At 51.6% G+C, this 20,781-nt stretch carries 14 protein-coding genes and 1 tRNA gene; 10 read left to right on the forward strand and 5 right to left on the reverse strand.

The genetic code is table 11. The features are described from left to right. Positions 1-12: 12 nt before the first annotated feature. Entirely contained in the window at positions 13-822 is an 810-nt protein-coding gene (xthA, locus tag V7P87_RS05180; protein ID WP_333796475.1) for an exodeoxyribonuclease III, read from the reverse strand. A gap of 144 nt (positions 823-966) precedes the next feature. On the opposite strand from xthA, the gene V7P87_RS05185 reads away from it, so the two are divergent. Further along, positions 967-1,674: a M48 family metallopeptidase gene (locus V7P87_RS05185; RefSeq protein ID WP_333796476.1), complete on the forward strand. Its 708-nt coding sequence runs from the start codon at positions 967-969 to the stop codon at positions 1,672-1,674. Between the two features lie 262 nt (positions 1,675-1,936). After that, positions 1,937-2,677, forward strand: coding sequence for a deoxyribose-phosphate aldolase (gene deoC, locus V7P87_RS05190; RefSeq protein WP_333796477.1), 741 nt, complete (start codon positions 1,937-1,939; stop codon positions 2,675-2,677). A gap of 26 nt (positions 2,678-2,703) precedes the next feature. On the opposite strand, the gene V7P87_RS05195 is transcribed toward deoC, so the two are convergent. Both V7P87_RS05195 and V7P87_RS05200 read right to left on the reverse strand, forming a co-directional pair. Continuing rightward, complete coding sequence (locus V7P87_RS05195; protein ID WP_333796478.1) at positions 2,704-4,341, reverse strand: tetratricopeptide repeat-containing response regulator; 1,638 nt, start codon at positions 4,339-4,341, stop codon at positions 2,704-2,706. A 137-nt stretch (positions 4,342-4,478) separates the two neighbouring features. After that, positions 4,479-4,563: transfer RNA gene (locus tag V7P87_RS05200), tRNA-Tyr, on the reverse strand. A gap of 107 nt (positions 4,564-4,670) precedes the next feature. Here V7P87_RS05200 and V7P87_RS05205 point away from each other — a divergent pair. After that, positions 4,671-5,135, forward strand: coding sequence for a VC2046/SO_2500 family protein (locus V7P87_RS05205; protein WP_333796479.1), 465 nt, complete (start codon positions 4,671-4,673; stop codon positions 5,133-5,135). Between the two features lie 18 nt (positions 5,136-5,153). On the opposite strand, the gene V7P87_RS05210 is transcribed toward V7P87_RS05205, so the two are convergent. Both V7P87_RS05210 and V7P87_RS05215 read right to left on the reverse strand, forming a co-directional pair. Then, complete coding sequence (locus tag V7P87_RS05210; RefSeq protein WP_333796480.1) at positions 5,154-5,741, reverse strand: YchJ family protein; 588 nt, start codon at positions 5,739-5,741, stop codon at positions 5,154-5,156. Positions 5,742-6,000: 259 nt separating this feature from the next. After that, the gene (locus V7P87_RS05215; RefSeq protein WP_333796481.1) at positions 6,001-6,432 is read right to left on the reverse strand and encodes a SulA-like leucine-rich domain-containing protein; all 432 of its coding nucleotides are present in this window, start codon (positions 6,430-6,432) and stop codon (positions 6,001-6,003) included. A 242-nt stretch (positions 6,433-6,674) separates the two neighbouring features. On the opposite strand from V7P87_RS05215, the gene V7P87_RS05220 reads away from it, so the two are divergent. The 7 genes from V7P87_RS05220 to recD all read left to right on the forward strand — a co-directional run bounded on the left by V7P87_RS05220 (position 6,675) and on the right by recD (position 20,767). Then, on the forward strand, positions 6,675-7,391 hold the full coding sequence (locus V7P87_RS05220) for a DUF3581 family protein (protein ID WP_333796482.1): 717 nt from the start codon (positions 6,675-6,677) through the stop codon (positions 7,389-7,391). Positions 7,392-7,651: 260 nt separating this feature from the next. Continuing rightward, complete coding sequence (locus V7P87_RS05225; protein ID WP_333796578.1) at positions 7,652-7,951, forward strand: YciI family protein; 300 nt, start codon at positions 7,652-7,654, stop codon at positions 7,949-7,951. A 10-nt stretch (positions 7,952-7,961) separates the two neighbouring features. After that, positions 7,962-8,978 (forward strand): UDP-glucose 4-epimerase GalE, encoded by a 1,017-nt coding sequence (gene galE / locus V7P87_RS05230; protein ID WP_333796483.1) that lies wholly within the window; start codon positions 7,962-7,964, stop codon positions 8,976-8,978. A gap of 21 nt (positions 8,979-8,999) precedes the next feature. Continuing rightward, positions 9,000-10,922 (forward strand): GGDEF domain-containing protein, encoded by a 1,923-nt coding sequence (locus V7P87_RS05235; RefSeq protein ID WP_333796484.1) that lies wholly within the window; start codon positions 9,000-9,002, stop codon positions 10,920-10,922. 110 nt (positions 10,923-11,032) lie between these two features. Beyond that, positions 11,033-14,581, forward strand: a complete 3,549-nt coding sequence (gene recC, locus V7P87_RS05240) for an exodeoxyribonuclease V subunit gamma (protein ID WP_333796485.1) — start codon at positions 11,033-11,035, stop codon at positions 14,579-14,581. After that, a complete protein-coding gene (gene recB / locus V7P87_RS05245) occupies positions 14,581-18,618 on the forward strand; it encodes an exodeoxyribonuclease V subunit beta (RefSeq protein WP_333796486.1) in 4,038 nt (1,345 codons plus the stop codon). The genes recC and recB overlap by 1 nt, the downstream gene beginning before the upstream one ends. After that, a complete protein-coding gene (gene recD / locus V7P87_RS05250) occupies positions 18,605-20,767 on the forward strand; it encodes an exodeoxyribonuclease V subunit alpha (protein ID WP_333796487.1) in 2,163 nt (720 codons plus the stop codon). The genes recB and recD overlap by 14 nt, the downstream gene beginning before the upstream one ends. Positions 20,768-20,781: the final 14 nt, after the last annotated feature.

The raw sequence follows: 20,781 nt of genomic DNA on the forward strand, positions 1-20,781 counted from the left end.
TTTATGATGTACTCAGAGGTTAAAGCTGGACCAGACAGGTGCATGATCTGAAGGTCGTTCCATCGCCCGCAGCTCGTAATCAACGTCTGACTCCACACATAAAGCGGCCAGTGGAGCTGTAGCCATCACTACGTCGATGCGCAGACCTCTGTTGTCGTCAAAACCTTTGGAGCGGTAATCAAACCAGCTGTAACGCTCAGTACGTTCAGGGTGCAACACCCGGAAGGTATCAACCAGGCCCCAGTCTTTTAAACGTTGCAGCATGTCGCGTTCTTCCGGCAAAAATGAACATTTGCCTTCTTTTAACCAGCGTTTGCGGTTCGGTTCACCAATGCCGATATCCAGATCGAGCGGCGAAATATTAATGTCACCAATCACTGCCAGCAATTCGTCTGGTTTATGGTTCTGCTCTAGGTACTGCATTAAATCGGCATAAAACTTTTGTTTGGCCGGGAATTTGGTGGGGTGGTCGCGGTTTTCGCCCTGTGGGAAATAACCATTGAGTAACGTAAAGCTGCGGCCATCGGCCAGAGTCCAGCGGCCAATCAACATACGGCGCTGTGCGTCTGCTTCATCGCCTGGAAAACCATACAACATCCTATCAGCCGGGGTTTTGCTCAGAATAGCCACGCCATAATGACCTTTTTGGCCAAAGTGATATACCGAATAACCCAGTGCTTTGACTTCATCCATTGGAAATTCATCGTCATGCACTTTAATTTCCTGCAGGCCAATAAAATCCGGCTGATGTGTTTGCACCAGTGCCGCCAGTTGATGAGGGCGCGCACGTAGTCCGTTAATATTAAAAGAAATAATTTTCATAATGCCTGAGCCTGTGTGAAGTCTAAAATGCAATTGCCGCTTATCATAACATCAAGATTGAGGGGCTGCTAAGTGGCAGTATTGCCCGGATAAGCCTGCATCCGTTATGCTGCCGGGCCAAAAACAAGCCAAAGAGTTCCATCCTTGTCTGAGATTTGCCAGTTTACTGCCATCCCATACCAGTTAAAGCCATCAGGGCGGCGGCGCAGTGTTGCGCTGCAGATCCGTGATGGGCAACTGACAGTGCTGGCACCAACAGGTGTTGCTAAACAGCAAATTGATGGTTTTATTTTGCAAAAACAGCAATGGGTAGAACGGCATTTGCAGCTTCAGCAACAGGCCGCAGTGCCGCCTGATTATTTAGTCGCGGGTTTGTTACCACTGCTTGATGAAAAACTGCAGTTAAAGGTGGTGAGTGACAGCTGCAGTGCGGTGAGCCGTGATGGTCAGGTCTTGTGGCTGCAGTTGTCCAATCGTGTCAGTACAGCAAGACGCCGGCGAAAACAGCTGGAGTTGCTAAGCGCCTGGTATCAGCAGCAGGCACAGCAGTGGTTTGCGGCCAGAGTGTTGTATTGGCAACAACAAATGCGGGTGCAGGCCAGCGCAGTGCAGATCAAAAACTGGCAAAGTAAGTGGGGTAGTTGTACCAGTAAAGGGCAACTCAGTTTTAACTGGCGCCTGATGCTGGCGCCGTCCTGGGTGGCCGATTATGTGGTGGTGCACGAACTGGCGCATTTAAGCCATATGGATCATTCCAGCGCCTTCTGGCAAAGGGTGGCGCAGTTTTACCCTGAGTTTAAACAGGCAAAACAATGGTTTAAGCAGCATCAACATTTACTGCAATTGCTCTGACAACATAAACCGCGGCGTACAGACAAAGCCGTTGCACTGATGAAACTTTGCTGCTGTATTGGCGCAACAAGGCTGATGGTTTCAGACAGCTGCGCGGCCATGACGACAACAAGCAGCTTTCGGGTTATTTGTTGGTATTTCTGCGTGGCAGGGCTTTATTTGTGTCAACTATTTCTGTTTTAATCGCACACCCGACAAAGTGACTTAACAAGCCGGCACTCCTATAACAGCCAAAAGCCGGCCCGGATCCAGGACCTCTGCGATGACAAATCAACTAAAACTACAGCAGTTACTCAAGCTGCTTGATTTAACCCGTTTAACCGACAATGACAACAGCACAGAGATGGCGGCATGGCTGGCAGAGCATATGCTGAGCACAAAATTGCCGGCAGCTTTTTGTGTGTACCCGGCGTTTTTAACCCAGTGCCGTGATCGTTTGGCTGAGCTTGGTGTACAAAGCACACTTGCCACAGTGGTGAACTTTCCATCCGGCAATGCTGCCGCCGATATGGTGGTGCAGGAAATTCAGCAGGCACTGGCACTTGGCGCTGATGAAATTGACTGTGTGCTGCCTTATCAGGCGTTATTGGCCGGTGACACTGGCCGGGTAAAAAGCTTTTTGTATGATGTGCGTGAAGCCTGTGGCAAAGCCTGCCTGAAAATTATTATCGAATCGGGTGAATTGGTTACTCCACAACAAATTATTAAAGCCACTGAACTCGCCATCGAATGTGGAGCTGATTTTGTCAAATCGTCCACCGGCAAAGTCCCTGTTGGTATTACCATGGAAGCGGCCCGTATTATGCTGACCGTAATAGCGGCGGCAAAACGTCCTGTCGGCTTTAAGGCCTCCGGTGGGGTACGTACAGTAGCGCAGGCGCTGGAGTTGATGGCGATGTATGAAGATATTACCGGTCGTCTGGCGCAGCCTGAGCTGATGCGTATTGGTGCCAGTGTGTTGTTTTCCGAGTTATCTGCGTTATTGGCGCAGCCACAAGCCTGAGCTGCGATTGTGTGAGCAGTTCAGGTTCAGCTGCTTTGTTTTAATTCCTGGCGATAACTCTGATATTGCTGCTGTAACTCTGTGTAACGCTGCTGGTGGTGTTCCATCAGTAGCGCTTGTTCTATGGTTTTAAACACCTGACGACAACGTTGGTAGAGCACCAGAGATTTATGTTTTTGCTGTGACTCCAGCACCTGTAACATCGCCTGAATTAAGTTCAGCGCTGCCACCGTATTGGCAGGCGCTACTTGTAATGCCTGTTCGAATAACTGCATCGCTTCCTGATATTTACCATCCTGATATCTGTCCATACCGGCTTTATTGAGTGTGCTCAGCTGCTGGCGTTTGTCTTCCGATTGTTGCTGATGTTGCGCCAGCATATCGGCCAGCACCGGATCCGGTGTGGTGTGACTGTTATATTTGGCAAAAAAATGATCTGCGCCTTCAAATTCACCAATGTCCATCAGCAGCATCACCAGATCCGGCGTTTCCGCTTCAGTCCCTGTCATCTTGTCACATACCTTGTCGGCGGTTTTTTTCGCCTGGTGAAAGCGGCCTTCAATAGCGTTCAGTCTGGCCATACAAAGTTGTTCAAAACGCTCAAAATCAACGTCTTTCAGCGCCAGTTCGTCTTTTTGGCTGCGGTGTAATAACAACAGGGTTTCCTGTTGTAATTTATTGCGTTTGGCCGGTTCATCCAGACTGCCGATGGCGTCGAGCATGGTTCTGATGTAATTGAGCAGATGCATCACATCTTGTTTGGCGGTGCGCCGGGTTAATTCGTAAATTTGCTTGCTGGCCTGCACCATATCCAAAGGGCTGGTGGCCTGGCGCGCTACCCGCAGCAATAAATACTGCCGGCCAAGCTGAAAAGGCGCTATGTTGATGGCCTGATTGATACTTTGCATGGCTCCGGCTGTGTCGCTCTGGGCTAACTGGCAATGGCATTTAATGTCCAGCGCCTGGGCACAAAGCCGGTTGACCTCAATAATCTCATCACATAACTGTGAACAAGCCTGGTAATCCTGTTGTTGTAACCTGGCACGGGCAGAAAGTAGCAACGCCCAGGTCGGGCGTCTTTGTTGCATACTGTCGCTGAGCAGTTGCTCAAGTGCCGGAAAGTTTTGCTGATTTAATAAAGTTTCTGCCAGCACCCGCCGGCAATATTGTTCATAACGGCCATTGTTGTTGATTTCCTTTTCACATTCGGCAATCACATCTTCGCTTTGACGCTGATATAAAGCTTCATACAACGCAGCCAAATGTTGTTTTTTTTGCTGTAGCTTAACAAGGCGGGTTTTTAGCAGACTCTGTGAAAAAGGTTTGATTAAGTAGTCGTCTGGTTCGGTTTCAACGGCACTCATCACCATGCTGACGGTGTTTTCACCTGTCACAATAATAAAAATGGCGCTGGGTTTAAGCAGTTGTTTTTCTCTTAAGTCTTCCAGTAACTGGCGGCCATTTTTACCTGCCCCCAGGTTATAGTCGACAAACAACAAATCAAATTCGGTTTGGCTACATCTGTTCAGCGCCTGTTCGCCACTGTTGGCAAACTGGATATTGACCATGCCCAGACTTTTCAGAATACCTTTAAGCATCACCTGAAAAGGGCGCTGATCATCAACCACCAGTATGTGCAGTCCAGACAGATCTAATTTGTGCATGCAGCAAGCCGGCCGACAAAACCTGATTAGATTGTGCGAAACAAAAGGTGAATACGCAAGTTGGTAAACAGCTGAAATTTGTTGGGTTTATTTGTACTGGATAGATGAATTTCAGAGGTGCTGAAGTAGCAGGAAGATGGTGGAGGGGGAAGGATTCGAACCTTCGAAGGCAGTGCCGGCAGATTTACAGTCTGATCCCTTTGGCCACTCGGGAACCCCTCCACGTGGCCGGCATCTTATCAAATCAAACGTCGATGTAAAGAAATAAACTTAAGAAAGCTGTTTAACTGCCGATAAAGTCAGCAGTTTTCATTAAAAATATTATTTTTATGCTGCAGCTGGTCAACGAATGGCAATTACAGGGACAATTAAATCAGGCGCTGTTACAGCATCAGCGCGCTGATTTTGCTTTGTGGCTGGCGATGTTATCGCCGGCAGTTGATGAAATGGCGGCCTTTTGTCTGCCAACAGGCGAAGCTGAGCCTGGCACCCCCAGTTTGTACCAACAACTTGGCGTGCAACAACAGCGTGATGTTGCCATGCAGGCTCAGGATATCAGCTGTTTAACGGCTCAACATCAGGCGCTGATGCACGGTGGTTTGGCGCAGTGCCGCTTACAACAGTTGTTGGCACCCCCACCTGTTGTGGTGCGTCATGACGGCAAGAAACTATCGGCCGAATTGCTGGATAGTCTGGATGTACATACCAGGCGCCATCTGGCAAAACAAAAAGCCGATGTGATCACACCGGATCCAACGGCTTTATTTGATATTTTGCAGGAAATGCACGCCTGAGTGAGCCAAGGTAGCTGATTAACTTTGTTGTGCGGACATCAGGTGCGGGCGACAGACTTTGTATTTTTTGCCGCTGCCACAAGGGCAGAGGTCGTTGCGGTTAATTTTCTGATTGGCATGCGGCAATAAATAACCATCCAGATACCACCATCGCTGCTGTTCAAAGATAAATCTGGACCGTTCTTCCAGCTGCTGCAGTTTATCCTGCATGATAAAGCGTGCGATAAAGTGCACATAATCGATACAGCCTTCCGCCATTGGTGCTGCTGTGGCAGGAGTAACAGTTGCCGGGGTTAAAGTGCCATACTGTGCAATCAGATAGTCATTGTGCGGCATTTGTTGTTGCAGCATGTTGTTATCGCTGATTGGCAACACCAACAAACTGACAAAATGGGCCGCGCTTGCAAAAGCTGCGATTTCTGCCGTGGCTTGGTCTGATTGCTGGCTTGGATGGTAAGTGTTTTTAATGTATTGAATATGGCCGCTGCAATAAGCACTGTATCTGGAACGCATCAGCTGTAGTGCTGTTTGGGGTTGTGCTGTGCCAGTTAAAAAAGGCTGGCAGCAGCTGGCAAACGCCTGTCCTGAGCCACAATAACACCACATGTTTTGCTCCTGTTGTCGCGGTGCTGTCTGCAGTTTGACCACTACAGCAGAGTCTGATGACGGGGCGCAAAGTGTAATCTGTTTTGTTAACCTCCGGTAGGGTGCCTCAATCACCGAAGTTATCTGTTCTATAGCCTGCCCTGTTGTGTGTTGTGCGCTTTTTAGCCATTCAATTTTTGCCATTCAAGCCGCAGTGAACATCTGCATTGCAAATCCGGCGTCATGAAGAGAGCCGCATATCTTTGTGGTTAATGTATGGTTAATGCGCCATTTGATGTTGTACAAAAGCATCTGTTGGTAGATTCACCAGCGGCGTGCCGTATTTAGCAGATAAATAACGGTAATCTTCCAGCTCATGCTGATCTTCAGGTAAAAAACTCACCACAGCACTGCAGGTGGAGCAGGTTAACGCATCGCGCATCAGGTTATCAAAACGGCCAATCTGTTTTTGTGGGATCAATAAAATACGCTGACTTTGAATACCGGCTTGTTCCAGCATTTGTTTGGTCAGCTGCCATGGTGGGGCAATGACTAACAACCAGCCATGCTGCAACCCTTGTTGTTGGGTGAGCGCAGCCAGGGTTGTTAACACAGCTTGTACATTCAGCGTTGTGGCTGCTTTTGCTGGCAAAGTGAAAGTTTTGCCAAACTGGATACCGGACAAAGGTAATGGATAGCTGTGCTGGATCATGATAAAGCCCCTGACTGAATTCGGATAACTGTTTGCATATACAGTGGATGTGTATACAGTAATCAGGCTTCGTTTAAAAAGCAAGCGAAAACTGTGAAAATATACAGTGCTTTTTGGTGCAAGGCATTTTTGTAAAGAGAAACAACGGCTAAGCCTTGTTATTGCTGCAGATACTGGTAAAACCATTGTATTGCCACTGTTTTGTTACACTCCGCGTCTTGCGAACAGGATGAGAATTTTTGATGTTGTTACAGCCATATGTAAATGTGCAGGGTGAAGAGTTTAGTTTTAGCCGGGCACAGGCCAGTCAGTTTGCCAAAAATATTGCGTCAGACTTTAATCCGATCCACGATGAAGACAGCAAAAGGTTTTGTGTGCCGGGCGATTTATTGTTTGCCTTTTTGCTGCACAAATACGGTTTGTCGGAACGTCTGAGCTGCACTTTTAATGGCATGGTTGGCTCTGATGTGGTGCTGCATTGCCGTGAAGAGGGCAACAGCGTTGAAGTGCTTGATCAGAACCACAAATCTTATCTGGTGCTGGAGCAAAGCGGCAACAAACAACAAAATTGTCAGTTTATCGAAGCCCTGGTACGTGATTATGTGCGTTTCTCCGGTCAGAATTTCCCGCATATTCTGCAGCCGCTGATGCAGCAACATCAGGTCATGATCCATCCACAGCGCCCGTTGGTGATTTACCAGAGTATGGCACTGCAGTTTTTCCGTTTTAGTGACAACTGCCCGCAGTTAAAGTTATCCGATTCAAGCCTGGAGATTGACGGCAAAAGAGGCAATGTGTTACTGAAATTTGAATTGCTGGATGGTGCTGAAGTGATTGGTGCCGGCGAAAAACGGATGATCCTGAGTAATCTGGTGCCTTATGATGCGGCACAAATGCAGGGACTGGTCGATATTTACAACGAGCGTAAATTACGCCTGGGTAACGACGCCACTGCCTGATCCCAGTTGTGGGTTCAGACCTCATAAAAGCCAGCTGCACAAGCTGGTTTTTTTTCGCCTTAAAATGCAGCTTTGCCTTGGCGTGACTCAATATATTGGCGATGTGGCAACAAAGTACAGAAGGTAAAAAAGCTTGGTATAGCCCCAGGCAGTAAGCCAAAGTTTATGCGAGCTGTTATCTGCAGCCTGATGCGCAGTGCATCATGGAAAACAGGGCGGCTATCTGTTATCTTCGGCCAATAACTGAAGGGAAGTGCATGATGTATTACATGATTTATTCTGAAGACGTCGCCGATAGTCTGGCGCAGCGTAAAGTTACCCGTCCGGCGCATCTGGCGCGTTTACAACAACTGGCTGCTGAAAACCGCTTGTTAGTGGCTGGTCCATTACCAGCAGTGGATGCAGAAGACCCGGGTGAAGCCGGTTTTACCGGTTCATTGGTGGTGGCTGAATTTGCGTCATTGCAGGATGCCCAGCAGTGGGCTGCGGCTGATCCTTATCTGGCTGCAGGTGTATATAAACAAAGCACCGTCAAACCATTTCGTAAAGTATTGCCTTAAGGACAAACAAATGCCCGTGATTTTACTGACCGGGGGCGCCGGTTATATTGCCACTCATACCGCTATCTGCTTGCTCGAGGCCGGTTTTGAGGTGCTGGCGCTGGATAATTTCAGCAATTCACAGCCGCAGGCGCTGGAGCGGGTTGGGCAAATTTGTGGTCGCCAGGTGCCGCTGGTAAAAGCCGATATCCGCGATGAAGCGGCGCTGGAGCGGGTATTTTCTGAACATCAGATCAGTGCTGTCGTGCATTTTGCCGGTTTAAAGGCGGTGGGCGAGTCAACCGAGCAGCCGCTGGCGTATTATGACAATAATGTCGCAGGTACTGTCACACTGTGCCGGGTAATGGCGCGCCATGGTGTAAAACAGCTGGTGTTCAGCTCTTCGGCCACTGTGTATGGGGATGCGCGGCAGATGCCAATCCGCGAAGATGCGCCACGCTCGGCCACCAACCCTTATGGCCAGAGTAAGCTGATGCTGGAATATATCCTTGCGGATCTGCAGGCTTCAGATCCAGCCTGGCGGATAGCCGTATTACGTTATTTTAATCCGGTGGGTGCCCATCCCAGTGGTTTGATTGGTGAAAACCCAAATGGCGTGCCAAATAACTTAATGCCTTTTATCAGTCAGGTGGCTGTTGGCAAAAGAGCACAGTTAGCGGTATTTGGCGATGACTATGCCACAGCAGACGGTACCGGTGTGCGTGATTATATCCATGTGATGGATCTGGCATCCGGTCATTTAAAAGCGCTGCAGTATTTGCAGCAACAACCAGGCTTAGTGGCGGTAAACCTGGGCACTGGCCGTGGTTACAGTGTGCTTGAAATGATCAAAGCTTTTAGTGACATTAATCAGGTGGCAGTGCCTTATCAGATTGTGGCAAGACGGCCTGGTGATATTGCTGAGTGTTATGCCGACCCTTCGCTGGCGCTGGAATTATTTGGCTGGAAAGCTGAGCGTGGCCTGGAAGATATGGTGCGTGACGCCTGGCGCTGGCAACAACAAAACCCGGATGGTTATTGCAGTTAACAATCCGCTTCGGAGGTTTATTTGCGAAAACAACACCAAAGAGCCTGGTTATGGGCCAAGCAGATCAAAAGTTTTTGGACTGGTCTTGGTGCTTTGGTGTTGTGTACACAAAGTTTTCTGCTGCAGGCCTCAGATGCACAAGCCTTTGATTCGCTGATCCAGCGTCTGGATAATGGCGATCTGGTGTTTGCCGACCGTGCAGCTATTGACGATTTTATGCAACAGCTCAAAGCTGCAGTGCCACCGGATGACGTCAAACGTCAGCGCCGGCTGCAGCGTGAGAAATGTTACGCCGACTTCTATGACAAACCCGATCAGGGTATTGCTTTTGCCAATCAGTTTTTACACAAGGTTGAAATGAATCAGGACTTGGTGAACCTGTCGCATTTTTATCTGTGTCGTGCTTATCACTATGGCAACAAAAACCAGCTGTTAGAACAGGATGCCGATTTGCAGCAGGCCGTTGCTTTGGCTGGCCGTAGCGAAGATCCGCTGACCAAGGCCCAGGCTTTATCGTTTTATGCCGAGCTGTTGTCAAGCCGCGGTGACAACGGTGAAGCGCTGGTGCAGCTGTTTGAAGCCAATCAGTTATACAAAAAACTGGGCAACCGTTTTGGCATTGGTGACACAGTGGAAAGTATTGCTACTTCGCTGCGCCGTATGGGTGAATATGACAAAGCGCTGGAATATCTGGAGCTTTCGGAAAAAGAATTTGCCGCACCAGGGGATAAATACCGCCTTGGTTTTTTGTGGCAGCAAAAAGCCTTTATCTATGGTGAAACCGGTAAACCGGAAATGGCCAGACAGATGCTGGAGCGCACCAAACAGTTATATCTGCAAATTGGCGAACCTTTATATGCAGCTGCGGCCGATGTGGATTTAATGTGGGTGGCCAATCAGCAGGAGCGTTTTGGTGAAAGTCTGGAGATTGCCGCCAAAGTTGAGCAACAGCTGCTGCAATATCAGCAGCAGGGCGGTGGTGAAAAAATCGTGAATGCTGAGCTTTTTGTGTTGTACCAGGCCGAAGCGTTGGCCGGCACAGGCCAGTTAGCACCGGCGCTTGAAAAATTCAGCGAAGCAGAAAAACTGATCTCCGCACTTGAAAACCCACGTTATTCCATGTGGTTACATCGTTCCTGGTCTAAAGCGCTGGCGCAGGCCGGCGATTATAACCGGGCTTATCAGCAGCTGTTGCAAGCCAATCTGCTGGAGCAACAACTGAACACATTGAGTAAAAAACAGCGCGAGTCCTTACTGCGGTATCAGTTTGATACCGAATTAAAAGATGAAAAAAACAATCAGCTGCAAGCGCAGAATCAGCTGACAGCCCAACAGTTGCAAGTGCTGGAGTCAGCGCAGCGCTGGCAGTATATCGCCATTGCGCTTTTTATTATTCTGGCGCTCATAGCGCTGTTTTACGCCATTTCACAAATTCAGCGTAACCGGCAGCTCCACCGGCTGGCGATGACCGATGAATTAACCCGGGTGGCCAACAGACGCAGTATTTTATGGTTTGCCGAAACTGTGCGTCAGCAGTCGCAGCACAACAACCAACAATGGTGTTTGTTATTGATTGATATTGATTATTTTAAACAATGTAATGACAATTACGGCCACGATGCCGGCGACCAGGTGCTGGTGCAAACAGCGGCTTTGTTAAAACAACAGCTCAGGGCACAGGACAGAGTGGGTCGTACCGGTGGTGAAGAATTTCTGGTGGTGTTACCCAATACCGATTTAGCCGGCGCCACTGAAGTGGCCGAGCAGCTGCGTTTATCGGTGCATGCGTTAAGTTTTAGCGGCTACCCTGGCATTCAAATCAGCATTAGTGTTGGTGTGGCGCAGGCAGGAAGGCTGGAGGATGTGCGTGAAGTGATGAGCCGGGCTGATGCCGGCCTTTATCAGGCCAAGTCCAGCGGACGTAACAGGGTGATTGTCGGTTAATGACCAATGACAGTGACTCAGGTAACAGTGGCCACCTCTTAGTTATAAGCCGTTTTTTTCAATTTGTTAGCTAATGAGTAAGCGTCAGCGCGCAAAAAAAGGACCTTCAGGTGAGCGCATTTCCCGACCCGCATGCCCCGTTATTTCATGATGCCCCGCCGCTGGAACCCGGTTTTTTAGTGGTTCATGCCAATCAGCCTGAGCAGCTCAGAGCACTGGTTGTGCACTTTACCAAAGCGTACCCGCTGGGTGTGCTCGAAACCGAATTTGTGCTGGTGCAAAGTAACGGTATTGCCCAGTGGCTGAAGCTGGCGCTTGCTGCCGACACAGCCCCTGTGGATGGCAGCGATGGTGGTCTGGGGATCGCCAGCTGCCTCAGTTTACAAATGCCAGGGCGTTTTATCTGGCAGCTCTATCGCAGTGTGCTTGGCGCTGAACATATTCCTGAACATTCAGTGTTTGATAAAGACGAGCTGTGCTGGCGGTTATTTAAATTACTGCCAAAGCTTGCTGAGCAAACAGAATTTCAGGCACTGGCCGGTTATCTGGCGGGTGACACTTTGCAGCGCAAACAGCATCAGCTGGCGCTTAAACTGGCCGACTTATTTGACCAGTATCAGGTGTACCGCGCTGACTGGCTGCAGGCCTGGAGTGAAGGCAAAGATATTCTGATAGACGCCAGAGGCGGACAAAAAGTGCTGCCGGAGTCTGAGCGCTGGCAAGCGGCGCTGTGGCGCGCTGTGCTTGATGACGTGCCCGATGCCGAAAAATCGTTAAGCCGCGCTTTATTGCATCACAAGTTTTTAGCAGCAGCCAGCAAGCTCAGTGCTCAAACCAGACCTCAAGGCTTGCCACGGCGGGTCATCGTATTTGGTATTTCCAGTTTGCCACAACAAATGCTGGAGGCGCTGGCAGCCATCGCACCTTACACTCAGGTACTGCTGGCGGTGCATAACCCTTGTCAGCATTATTGGGCCGACATAGTGGCGGACAAAGATTTACTGCGCCGCGGCATTGGCCGGCAGCAGCCAAAACAAATGCCGGAGCAAAATGCAGCCAATGCCGTCAGTCAAACAGAGCTCACACAACACCCCCATGGCCATCCGCTACTGGCGGCCTGGGGGAAACAGGGCCGCGATTATATTGCGCTGCTCGACCAGTTTGACCAGACCCAGGCGCATCGTTTTTTGTTTGCCGGTCAAAGGGTTGACCTTTTTAGCAGTGCGCCGGACAACACACTGCTTGGTCAGCTGCAAAACGATATTCTGGAGCTTCGGCCTTTAGCCGAAACCAGGCAGCACTGGCCGGTGTTGTCGCTGCCACAGGCGCAAAGTATCTGTTTTGCCACGGCGCACAGTGCCATGCGCGAAATTGAAATTTTGCATGATGATTTACTGGCACAATTTTCCGCGGATCCAGGCTTAAAACCGGCCGATGTGATGGTAATGGTGCCGGATATTAACCAGTATGCCGCCGCTATTGCCGCTGTGTTTGGTCGTTTTAGCCGCGACGATGCCCGTTATATTCCCTTTACCGTGGCCGATCAGAGTGCGCTGGCCAAAGAGCCTTTGCTGCAGGCGCTGCAAACTTTATTAAATCTGCAGCAGCAGCGTTTTACCGTCAGCACCTTGCTGGATCTATTACAACTGCCGGCATTACAACAAAAATTTGCGCTGACCGATGCCGATTTGCCGCTACTGCAACGCTGGATAGAAGCGGCCAATATCCGTTGGGGTTTGCATGAAAACCAGCGTGAAAGTCTGGGTTTACCCGCAGGGCTTTGGCAAAACAGCTGGCAGGCCGGTTTACAGCGTATGTTATTAGGGTATGCGGTTGGTGACAGTGAAGCCTGGTTGCAGATTGCACCTTTAGCTGAAGTGTCGGGGCTTTCGGCTGAGCTGGCCGGTAAACTTGCCGTGTTGCTGGGGTTATTAGAGCAATACTGGCAGCAAAGTCAGCAACAGTTGCCGCCCAAAGACTGGGTATTGTGGCTGCAGCAGCTGCTGGCCGATTTTTTTCTGCCGGTGGATGAACACCAAAACGAGCTGCTGCTGAAGTTACAACAAGCGCTGCATGACTGGCAGCAGCAGTGTCAGCGCAGTGGTCTGGAGAACCCTCTATGCCTTGCTGTGGTGGCACAAAGCTGGCTGGACGGATTTGAGCGCCAGGGGCTGGCGCAGCGTTTTCTGGCAGGCGCTGTGAACTTTGCCACTCTGATGCCGATGCGCGCTATTCCTTTTGCGCAAATTCATTTGCTTGGCATGAATGACGGTGATTTCCCGCGCAAAATGCTCCGGCAGGATTTTGATTTAATGGCGCATTCCTACCGCCCCGGCGATCGCTCGCGCCGGGACGATGACCGTTATTTGCTGCTGGAAGCCTTATTATCAGCGCGCAAGCGGCTTCGCATCAGCTGGGTTGGCCACAGTGTGCATGACAACAGCGAAAGACCCCCTTCTGTATTGATAGCGCAGCTGAGGGACCATCTCGCCTCCGGCTGGCGGCTGCAGCTTGGGAATAACATAGTGACAGGTGATGCCTTGCTGGATGCCTTAACAGTGCAGCATCCACTGCAGGCCTTTAGCCGTCGTTACCTTGGCTCAGACACTTTAACCAGTTATCAGCATGAATGGCTGGCACTGCATCAGCCCGAGCCAAAGCCGCAGACGATGGCGGCGACGCTTACCCTGCCGGACGAATTGCCAGTGTGGGATCTGGCCCGATTAACGGCCTTGTTAAAAGATCCGGTGAAGTTTTTTTTCCGGCAAAGACTGAAAATACAGCTGGAATACGATGACAGCAGACTGAGCACCAGCGAAGATTTTAGCCTGGATGCTTTACAGCGTTGGCAGCTGCAACAGCGGCTGCAGCAACAACTGATGCAGGCCATTGATGAAGGCAAAACCTGGCAGCAGACGCTGCAAACGCAGCTCACCAGAGTAGCGCAGGAAGGCTTGTTGCCGCTGGCTGGCGCCGGCGACATGCTCAGGCAGCAACTGGAAGAGTTACTTAGCCCACAGGCTGAGGCATATCAAAGCCTGCTATTGAGCCAGACTACCGAACTGCTGGCGCCTTTGTATCTGCAGTTTGGCGCTGGCGCTCAGCAATGTGCTGACTGGCTACGTGGCCTGCGCCGTGCCCCTGATGGCCGTCTAATGCAATATCAGTGGCTGGTGGGCGCTTTATATAAAAACAAACAATTAAGATACAGCCAGTTGTTATCGCCCTGGTTACACCAGTTATTGTGTGCCGCCAATGGTTATCCACTTTCTATTCAGCTGTTGGCCGTAGATGGGCAGATTTGTTTGCCGCCGCTTGAAAAAGCCGCGGCAGTCGCCCAGCTTACCCAGCTATGTCATTGGCTGAGCGAGGCTTTATGCCGGCCATTGCCGGTGGAGCTCAGTACAGCGCTGTTGTATTTGCAGGCTGAGCCGGCGGATGACAGCACACCAGATGCCAAACTGCTCGACAAACTGACCAGGTTGTATCAGGGCGATGGCTTTAACAGTGGCCGTTTAGAGCAAAACCGCTATTTACAGCGCGCTTTTCCAGACTTTACTGCTTTGTGGCAACAAGGCGAAATGGCGGTGGTGGCCAAAGCTTTATATCAGGGGCTGCGGCATTATCTGCAAGACAGCGGCATTTTGGAGCGTGGCTGATGACAGACTTTAATAAGACGGCCGGGCCAATAGCCGCCAGTCAAACATTGACAGCCAGCCAAACACTGAATTTATTCACTTTACCACTGCGTGGCAGTGCGCTGATTGAAGCCAGTGCCGGTACCGGCAAAACTTTTACCATTGCCGCTTTGTACCTGCGTGCCGTGCTTGGCCATAGCGGCGATGAATATACCGACGCGGCTCAAGGTTTAGCGGGCAGTGATGGACAAGATGCCGCTACTGCCGCTTTGCCGCCGTTGTTGCCAAATGACATTCTGGTGGTGACTTTTACCGAAGCGGCGACTGCTGAGCTCACTGACCGTATCCGCGCCAGACTGGCAGATGCGGCCCGTTATTTTCGCACTGAAGTGACAGAGGCAGATGACGTATTAGCGGCGCTGGCACAAAGTTTTGCGCCGCAGGACTGGCCACAATGTGCCATGCGTTTGGAGCTGGCCAGTCAGTCGATGGACGAAGCTGCGGTGTCGACGATTCACAGCTGGTGTCAGCGGATGCTGGCTGAACATGCTTTTGATTCCGGCAGCAGTTTTGAGGAAAGCCTGAGCAGTGATCAGTCGGCGCTGCTGGCCGAAGTGGTGCAGGATTATTGGCGCTGTTTTGTTTATGCGCTGAACCAGACGGAGTTTTTCCGTTATCAGCAATGTTATGCCACACCGGAGCAGCTGCAAAAAGCGCTGCAGCAGGTATGGCAGGATTCTGCACAGCCGCAAGCGCAGCGCGCGGCACCACAAAAGGACGATCACAGGCCGACGCCTGCGCAGCTGATCCACGAAGAGCAAACAACACGCCGCGCCACTTTAACCCGACTCAAAGCACCCTGGCCGGTCTGGTTACAGGAGCTCAGGGTGTTGTTTGCCACTGCAAGGCAGGAAAAACGTATTAACGGCAGTCAGCTGCGTGAAGATTATCTGCAAAACTGGCTGGGGGCACTGGAACGCTGGGCCACAGATCCGCAGCTGATCACACCTGAGCTCAGCGACAGTGCCTGGCACAGATTAAGCCCGGCAGGCATAGCCCAGGCCAGCAAAGGCGAAGCGTTACAACATCCGGCTTTTGCTGCCATTGCCGAACTTCAGACTGAACTTGCCCGGATTGCCGATTGCCAGGAAGGGCTGCGCCAGCATGCCCTGCGCTGGTGCCGGCAGCGTTTTGCCAAAGCCCAGCTGCAACAGGGCGAATTTGGTTTTGACGATTTATTAAGCCGTTTTGCCGATGCACTTGAGGGCAGCAAGGGGGAACATCTGGCAGCGCGGGTGCGGGCGCAGTTCCCGCTGGCGCTGATTGATGAATTTCAGGACACAGATCCGGTGCAGTACCGCATCTTCCGCCGGATTTATCAGCCGGAGCAAAACCGGCAGGACAGCGCTTTGTTATTGATTGGCGACCCCAAACAGGCCATTTACGCCTTTCGTGGCGCCGATATTTATACTTATTTACAGGCCAAACAAGCCACAGCGCCAAGACATTATTCGCTGGATACTAATTTTCGTTCTTCCAAGGCCATGGTCTCGGTGGTCAATCAGCTGTTTTTACAGCCGGAGCAGCGTGAAAAGGGCGATGGCGCCTTTTTATTCAGGCCCAGGCAAAATCTGGTGGCCTATAGTGCGGTGCAGGCGGCAGGTCGCAAGGACATTTTTCAGTATGAACAGCAGCAGATGCCGGCGCTGCAAGTCTGTTATCTGGACGAGGGCGACAAAGCGCTCAGTAAAAGCAGTTATATAGCCCAGATGGCGCGCGCCTGTGCCAATCAGATTTGTCAGTTATTAAATGCTGGAGCAAAGGCGCAGGCCGGTTTTGTTGCTGCCAATAGTCAGGAGCCCTGTCCGGAGCCCAGTCCGGCGGACGGTCAAAAGCTCAGGCCACTGCAACCGGCCGATATCGCAGTGCTGGTCAACAATCAGCAGGAGGCGGACGAAATCCGCCGCGCTTTATTAGACAGTGGTATTCGCAGTGTGTATTTATCGGACAAAGGTTCGGTGTTTCAAACGGCCATAGCCCATGACTTGTTGTTATGGCTGGAAGCCTGCAGCGACCCAAACCATGAGCTGAAACTGCGCTCGGCGCTTGGTGCCCAAAGCCTTTGCTGGAATTATGCTGAACTTGCCAGGTTGCAACAGGATGAATGGTTTTTTGCGCTGTGGCAGGACAAATTTATTGCCTTTTCAAAGTTATGGCGCTCGCAGGGGGTACTGCCTCTGGTGCGGCGTTTGTTGCAGGATTTTCAGCTGATCAGCCGTTTTGCCGGCCAAAAGGACGGCGAAAGGCAACTGACCGACTTATTACATCTGGCGGAGCTATTGCAACAGGCCAGCCGCAGTCTGGATGGGGAACTGGCGCTGCTGCGTTATTTTAAAGACCATCTGGCCGGTGAACTGGCGCTGGATGCCGATGCGATGAAACTGCGGCTGGAAAGTGATGAAGCGCTGGTGCGGGTGGTGACTATTCATAAATCCAAAGGGCTGGAATACCCGCTGGTGTTTTTGCCTTTTATCGCGGCGGCACGGCCATTAGATCCGGCCAATTTGCCATACCGATACCATGACGATGCCGGCCAATTACAGCTTTGTTATCAAAAAGATGACAGCATTTTTGCCAAAGCCGAGCGCGAACGGCTGGGGGAAGATTTACGCAAACTTTATGTCGCCCTGACCAGGGCGCAGCATTATTGCTGGCTGGGGCTGGCACCATTAAAAGACAGCTCGGCTATTGCTTATTTGCTGGATGACAGTGCACTGCTATGTCCCGGGACGCTGACAACTCTGCTTGACCAGTGGCAAGATCCGGCAGTGCGGCTGAACACCTTTCAGGATGAGCCTGCGGTTTATTTTCAAGCTGCCGCAGAAAAGCCGGCCATACCGGCCCAACCTTATGCCACTGTCAGTAAACGCAATTATTTGCCCTGGTGGACTGCCAGTTACAGTGCGCTGGCATCTGGTGCTGGTTCTGTTGCAGCTGCAGGCGCTGATGCTGTCCTTTATGAACAGGCACACTCAGGTGCAGCGGCGCAGAGCGCCAGGTTATTACCCCGCTTTGATAGCAGCACAGACGGGCCTGAACTTGCCAAAAATGCCGAGTTATACCGCGAGTTAAGCAATGAGCAGGCGACCGGGCTGACTGAGTCCGGCAGCTATGTTTACCCGCAGGCGCAGCAACCTTCACCAGCAACAATGCCACTTGTCAGCCAGCAGTTTTTGCGCGGCGCGGCCGCAGGGACATTTTTGCATGATGTGCTGGAATGGGCAGCGCTGCAGGGCTTTGCCAAAGTGGCTGCAGCGCCTGAGCTTCTGACTGAACAGCTGATAGAACAAAGCCAGAAGCTGCATTGGTTGTGGCAGGATAACCGCAGTCTGCGCTGGCACCGGCGTTTACTGGTGACTGATGCGCTGGAGCGGCCGGAATTTAGTTCAGCAACTGATGCTGTGGCTGAAGTTGCCGCTTGGCTCAGCGCTCTGCTGACAGCGAAGTGGCGCTGCGGTGAAACCTTGTTGTCGCTTGCCACTTTGACACAGTATCAGAGTGAGCTGGAATTCTGGCTCAGTGCCCGTTTGGTGCAAACCCAAAATATTGATGCATTGCTGCAACAATATCTGTGGCCAGAGCTACCGCGTCCGGCGTTACAGCCGCAGCAGCTCAGCGGTATGCTCAAAGGTTTTATCGATTTAACTTTTTGCGCTGATGGCCGTTTTCATGTGGCGGATTATAAAAGTAACTATTTGCCGGACGCTCAGTACGATGACAGGGCGCTGGTACAGATGATGCTGGACCACAGATACGACTTACAGGCTGCTTTGTATGGTCTGGCGCTGCACCGGCTGCTCGGCAGCCGTTTACCCCATTACCGCATAGAGCAGCATCTGGGGCAGGCTTATTACTGGTTTGTGCGTGGCGCGGCCGACGGGCTGGCAGCCAATGCCGGTATGTTATGTTGTCAGTTGCCGCCAGCGCTGATCCTGGCCCTGGATAACATATTTAGCGGTAAAACCGCAGCGCAAGGAGCCGCACATGACCTTTGCTGAGCCGGACCAACTGGCACTGAATGACAAGGCCGCCGATCTGAAACAAGGTTCTGACCATGTGCTTTGGACAGAGCTGCAACTGTGGTTACAGCTGGGTCTTATTCGCCCGCTGGATTTGTCTTTAATCCAGATGCTAAAAGCGCAGATGCTTAAACAACAAAGAGCCCAGCCGCTGCCCGATGATGTCTGGCGCTGGCTGGCGCTTGGCAGTGCACAGCTGGCGCAAGGCCATTTGTGTCTGGATCTTGCTCAGGTGCTGCAACAACCCGCACTGCTGTTAAGTCCGGCGCAGCGCCACGGCAAAGCGCTGGCGCTGTTGCAGCAGTGGCTGTTGCCGCAACAGCTTGATGAAGTGCTTACACAGTTACAGCAAGCTGTGCCTGTGGTGGCCTGTATCGGCCAAAACGAGCAACAGCAGCAGAATAGTCCTTATGTGCTGGAAGGCAACCGGCTGTATTTACGTCGTTACTGGCAGTATGAGCAGCAGATCAAAGCCTATTTACAGCAAAGTTTTGCCCGCACCGCAGAACTTCGCCACAGCCTGGTGGCCGCAGAGGTAAAGCCATTATTAACCGCGTTATTCCCGGACACTATGGCGCCAAATCCGGCGCAAGCTGCAGCACAAAACAGTCCGGACTGGCAGATGCTGGGTTGTGCCATGGCCGCCGGCAGCAGCTTTAGTGTGATCACCGGTGGCCCCGGCACCGGCAAAACCACCACAGTGGTGAAACTGCTGTTGTTATTGCAACAGCTGCAGCAACAACAAGGCAAAGCTTATCTGCAGATCCGGCTGGCGGCACCCACAGGTAAAGCTGCTGCCAGGCTCAGTGTGGCCATTACCGGCGCATTAACCAAACTCACACCCCGACTTGGTTTAACGCCGGAGTTATTAAAGGCAGTACCAGCCCATGCCGAAACCCTGCACCGTTTGCTTGGGGGGCAACCGCAGCAGCAGGGTTTTAAATACCATGCAGGTTTTCCGCTGCCGCTGGATGTGCTGGTGGTGGATGAAGCGTCCATGGTTGATGTAGCGATCTTTACCGCCATGCTCAGTGCTTTACCGGCAAAGGCAAGGCTGATTTTACTGGGTGATAAAGACCAGCTGGCGTCGGTGGAAGCAGGTGCCATTCTGGCCGAGCTGTGCCGTGATGCCAGCAAGGGTGGTTACAGTGCGCAAACGGCAAAGTGGCTGGCGGCCATGAGCGGCCAACAGCTGCCTGATGCGGTGCAAACAAATACACCAGGTGCGCTGGAGCAGCAAATTCTGATGCTCAGAACCAGCCACAGGTTTGGTGCCGACAGTGGCATAGGGCAGTTAGCCGCTGCAGTCAATAGTGGTGACGCTGCCACAGCTTTACAGCTGCTACAACAAGGTGGTGCTGAAATTAGCTGGCTCTCACAAAGCCCGGCCAGTCAAAGTTTTCAGTTGCTGGTGCTGACCGGGCAGTTCAATGCAGAAGCAGGTTCTCAGGGGGCTGAGGGTGGTTTTAGCTGCTATTTAAAACTGGTGCAACAAGGGCCGGTTACGGATTTGGCCGCTGATGCCACAGCTTATCCAGTGCAAGAACCCAAGGCCGCTAATTACGAACAATGGGGCGCTGCTGTGCTGGAGGCCTTTGGCAGTTTTGCGCTGTTATGCGCACTGCGCCAGGGGGAATATGGTGTGGAGCAGCTGAATCAGCGTATCAGCGCGCTGCTGTATCAGGCCAGGCTGATCCCGCGCACCGACGGCTGGTATCCGGGGCGTCCTGTGATGATCACCCAGAACGACTATGCCACAGGGCTAATGAATGGTGATGTAGGTATTTGTCTGCCACGGCTGGAGCATATTGATGGCCAGTTACAACAACGACTTCGGGTGGTATTTCCGCCGGCGCGTCATGGTGAGCCACTGCGCTGGCTGATGCCAAGCCGGTTGCCGGCACTTGAAACTGTGTATGCTATGACAGTGCATAAATCACAGGGCTCGGAATTTAGCCATGCGGTATTGGTGTTACCCGATAGCCAAAGTGCCATTTTAAACCGCGAGCTGGTGTATACCGGCATTACCCGGGCGGTTAGCCGGTTTAGTTTAGTGTGCCCTGCTGAAACAGTGCTGCTGCAGGCTATCCAGAGCCGCACTGAACGCAGTGGTGGTTTGCGCTTATAAGCAGCTAAAAAATC

The sequence above is a fragment of the Rheinheimera sp. genome (assembly GCF_036782235.1).
Lineage (GTDB): Bacteria > Pseudomonadota > Gammaproteobacteria > Enterobacterales > Alteromonadaceae > Pararheinheimera.

What these genes read in the sequence shown, in the direction of transcription:
- xthA (WP_333796475.1), bottom strand. Translation starts at nt 822, where the DNA reads ATGAAAATTATTTCTTTTAATATTAACGGACTACGTGCGCGCCCTCAT.
- deoC (WP_333796477.1), top strand. Translation starts at nt 1,937, where the DNA reads ATGACAAATCAACTAAAACTACAGCAGTTACTCAAGCTGCTTGATTTA.
- V7P87_RS05195 (WP_333796478.1), bottom strand. Translation starts at nt 4,341, where the DNA reads ATGCACAAATTAGATCTGTCTGGACTGCACATACTGGTGGTTGATGAT.
- V7P87_RS05205 (WP_333796479.1), top strand. Translation starts at nt 4,671, where the DNA reads ATGCTGCAGCTGGTCAACGAATGGCAATTACAGGGACAATTAAATCAG.
- V7P87_RS05210 (WP_333796480.1), bottom strand. Translation starts at nt 5,741, where the DNA reads ATGTGGTGTTATTGTGGCTCAGGACAGGCGTTTGCCAGCTGCTGCCAG.
- V7P87_RS05215 (WP_333796481.1), bottom strand. Translation starts at nt 6,432, where the DNA reads ATGATCCAGCACAGCTATCCATTACCTTTGTCCGGTATCCAGTTTGGC.
- V7P87_RS05220 (WP_333796482.1), top strand. Translation starts at nt 6,675, where the DNA reads ATGTTGTTACAGCCATATGTAAATGTGCAGGGTGAAGAGTTTAGTTTT.
- V7P87_RS05225 (WP_333796578.1), top strand. Translation starts at nt 7,652, where the DNA reads ATGTATTACATGATTTATTCTGAAGACGTCGCCGATAGTCTGGCGCAG.
- galE (WP_333796483.1), top strand. Translation starts at nt 7,962, where the DNA reads ATGCCCGTGATTTTACTGACCGGGGGCGCCGGTTATATTGCCACTCAT.
- recB (WP_333796486.1), top strand. Translation starts at nt 14,581, where the DNA reads ATGACAGACTTTAATAAGACGGCCGGGCCAATAGCCGCCAGTCAAACA.
- recD (WP_333796487.1), top strand. Translation starts at nt 18,605, where the DNA reads ATGACCTTTGCTGAGCCGGACCAACTGGCACTGAATGACAAGGCCGCC.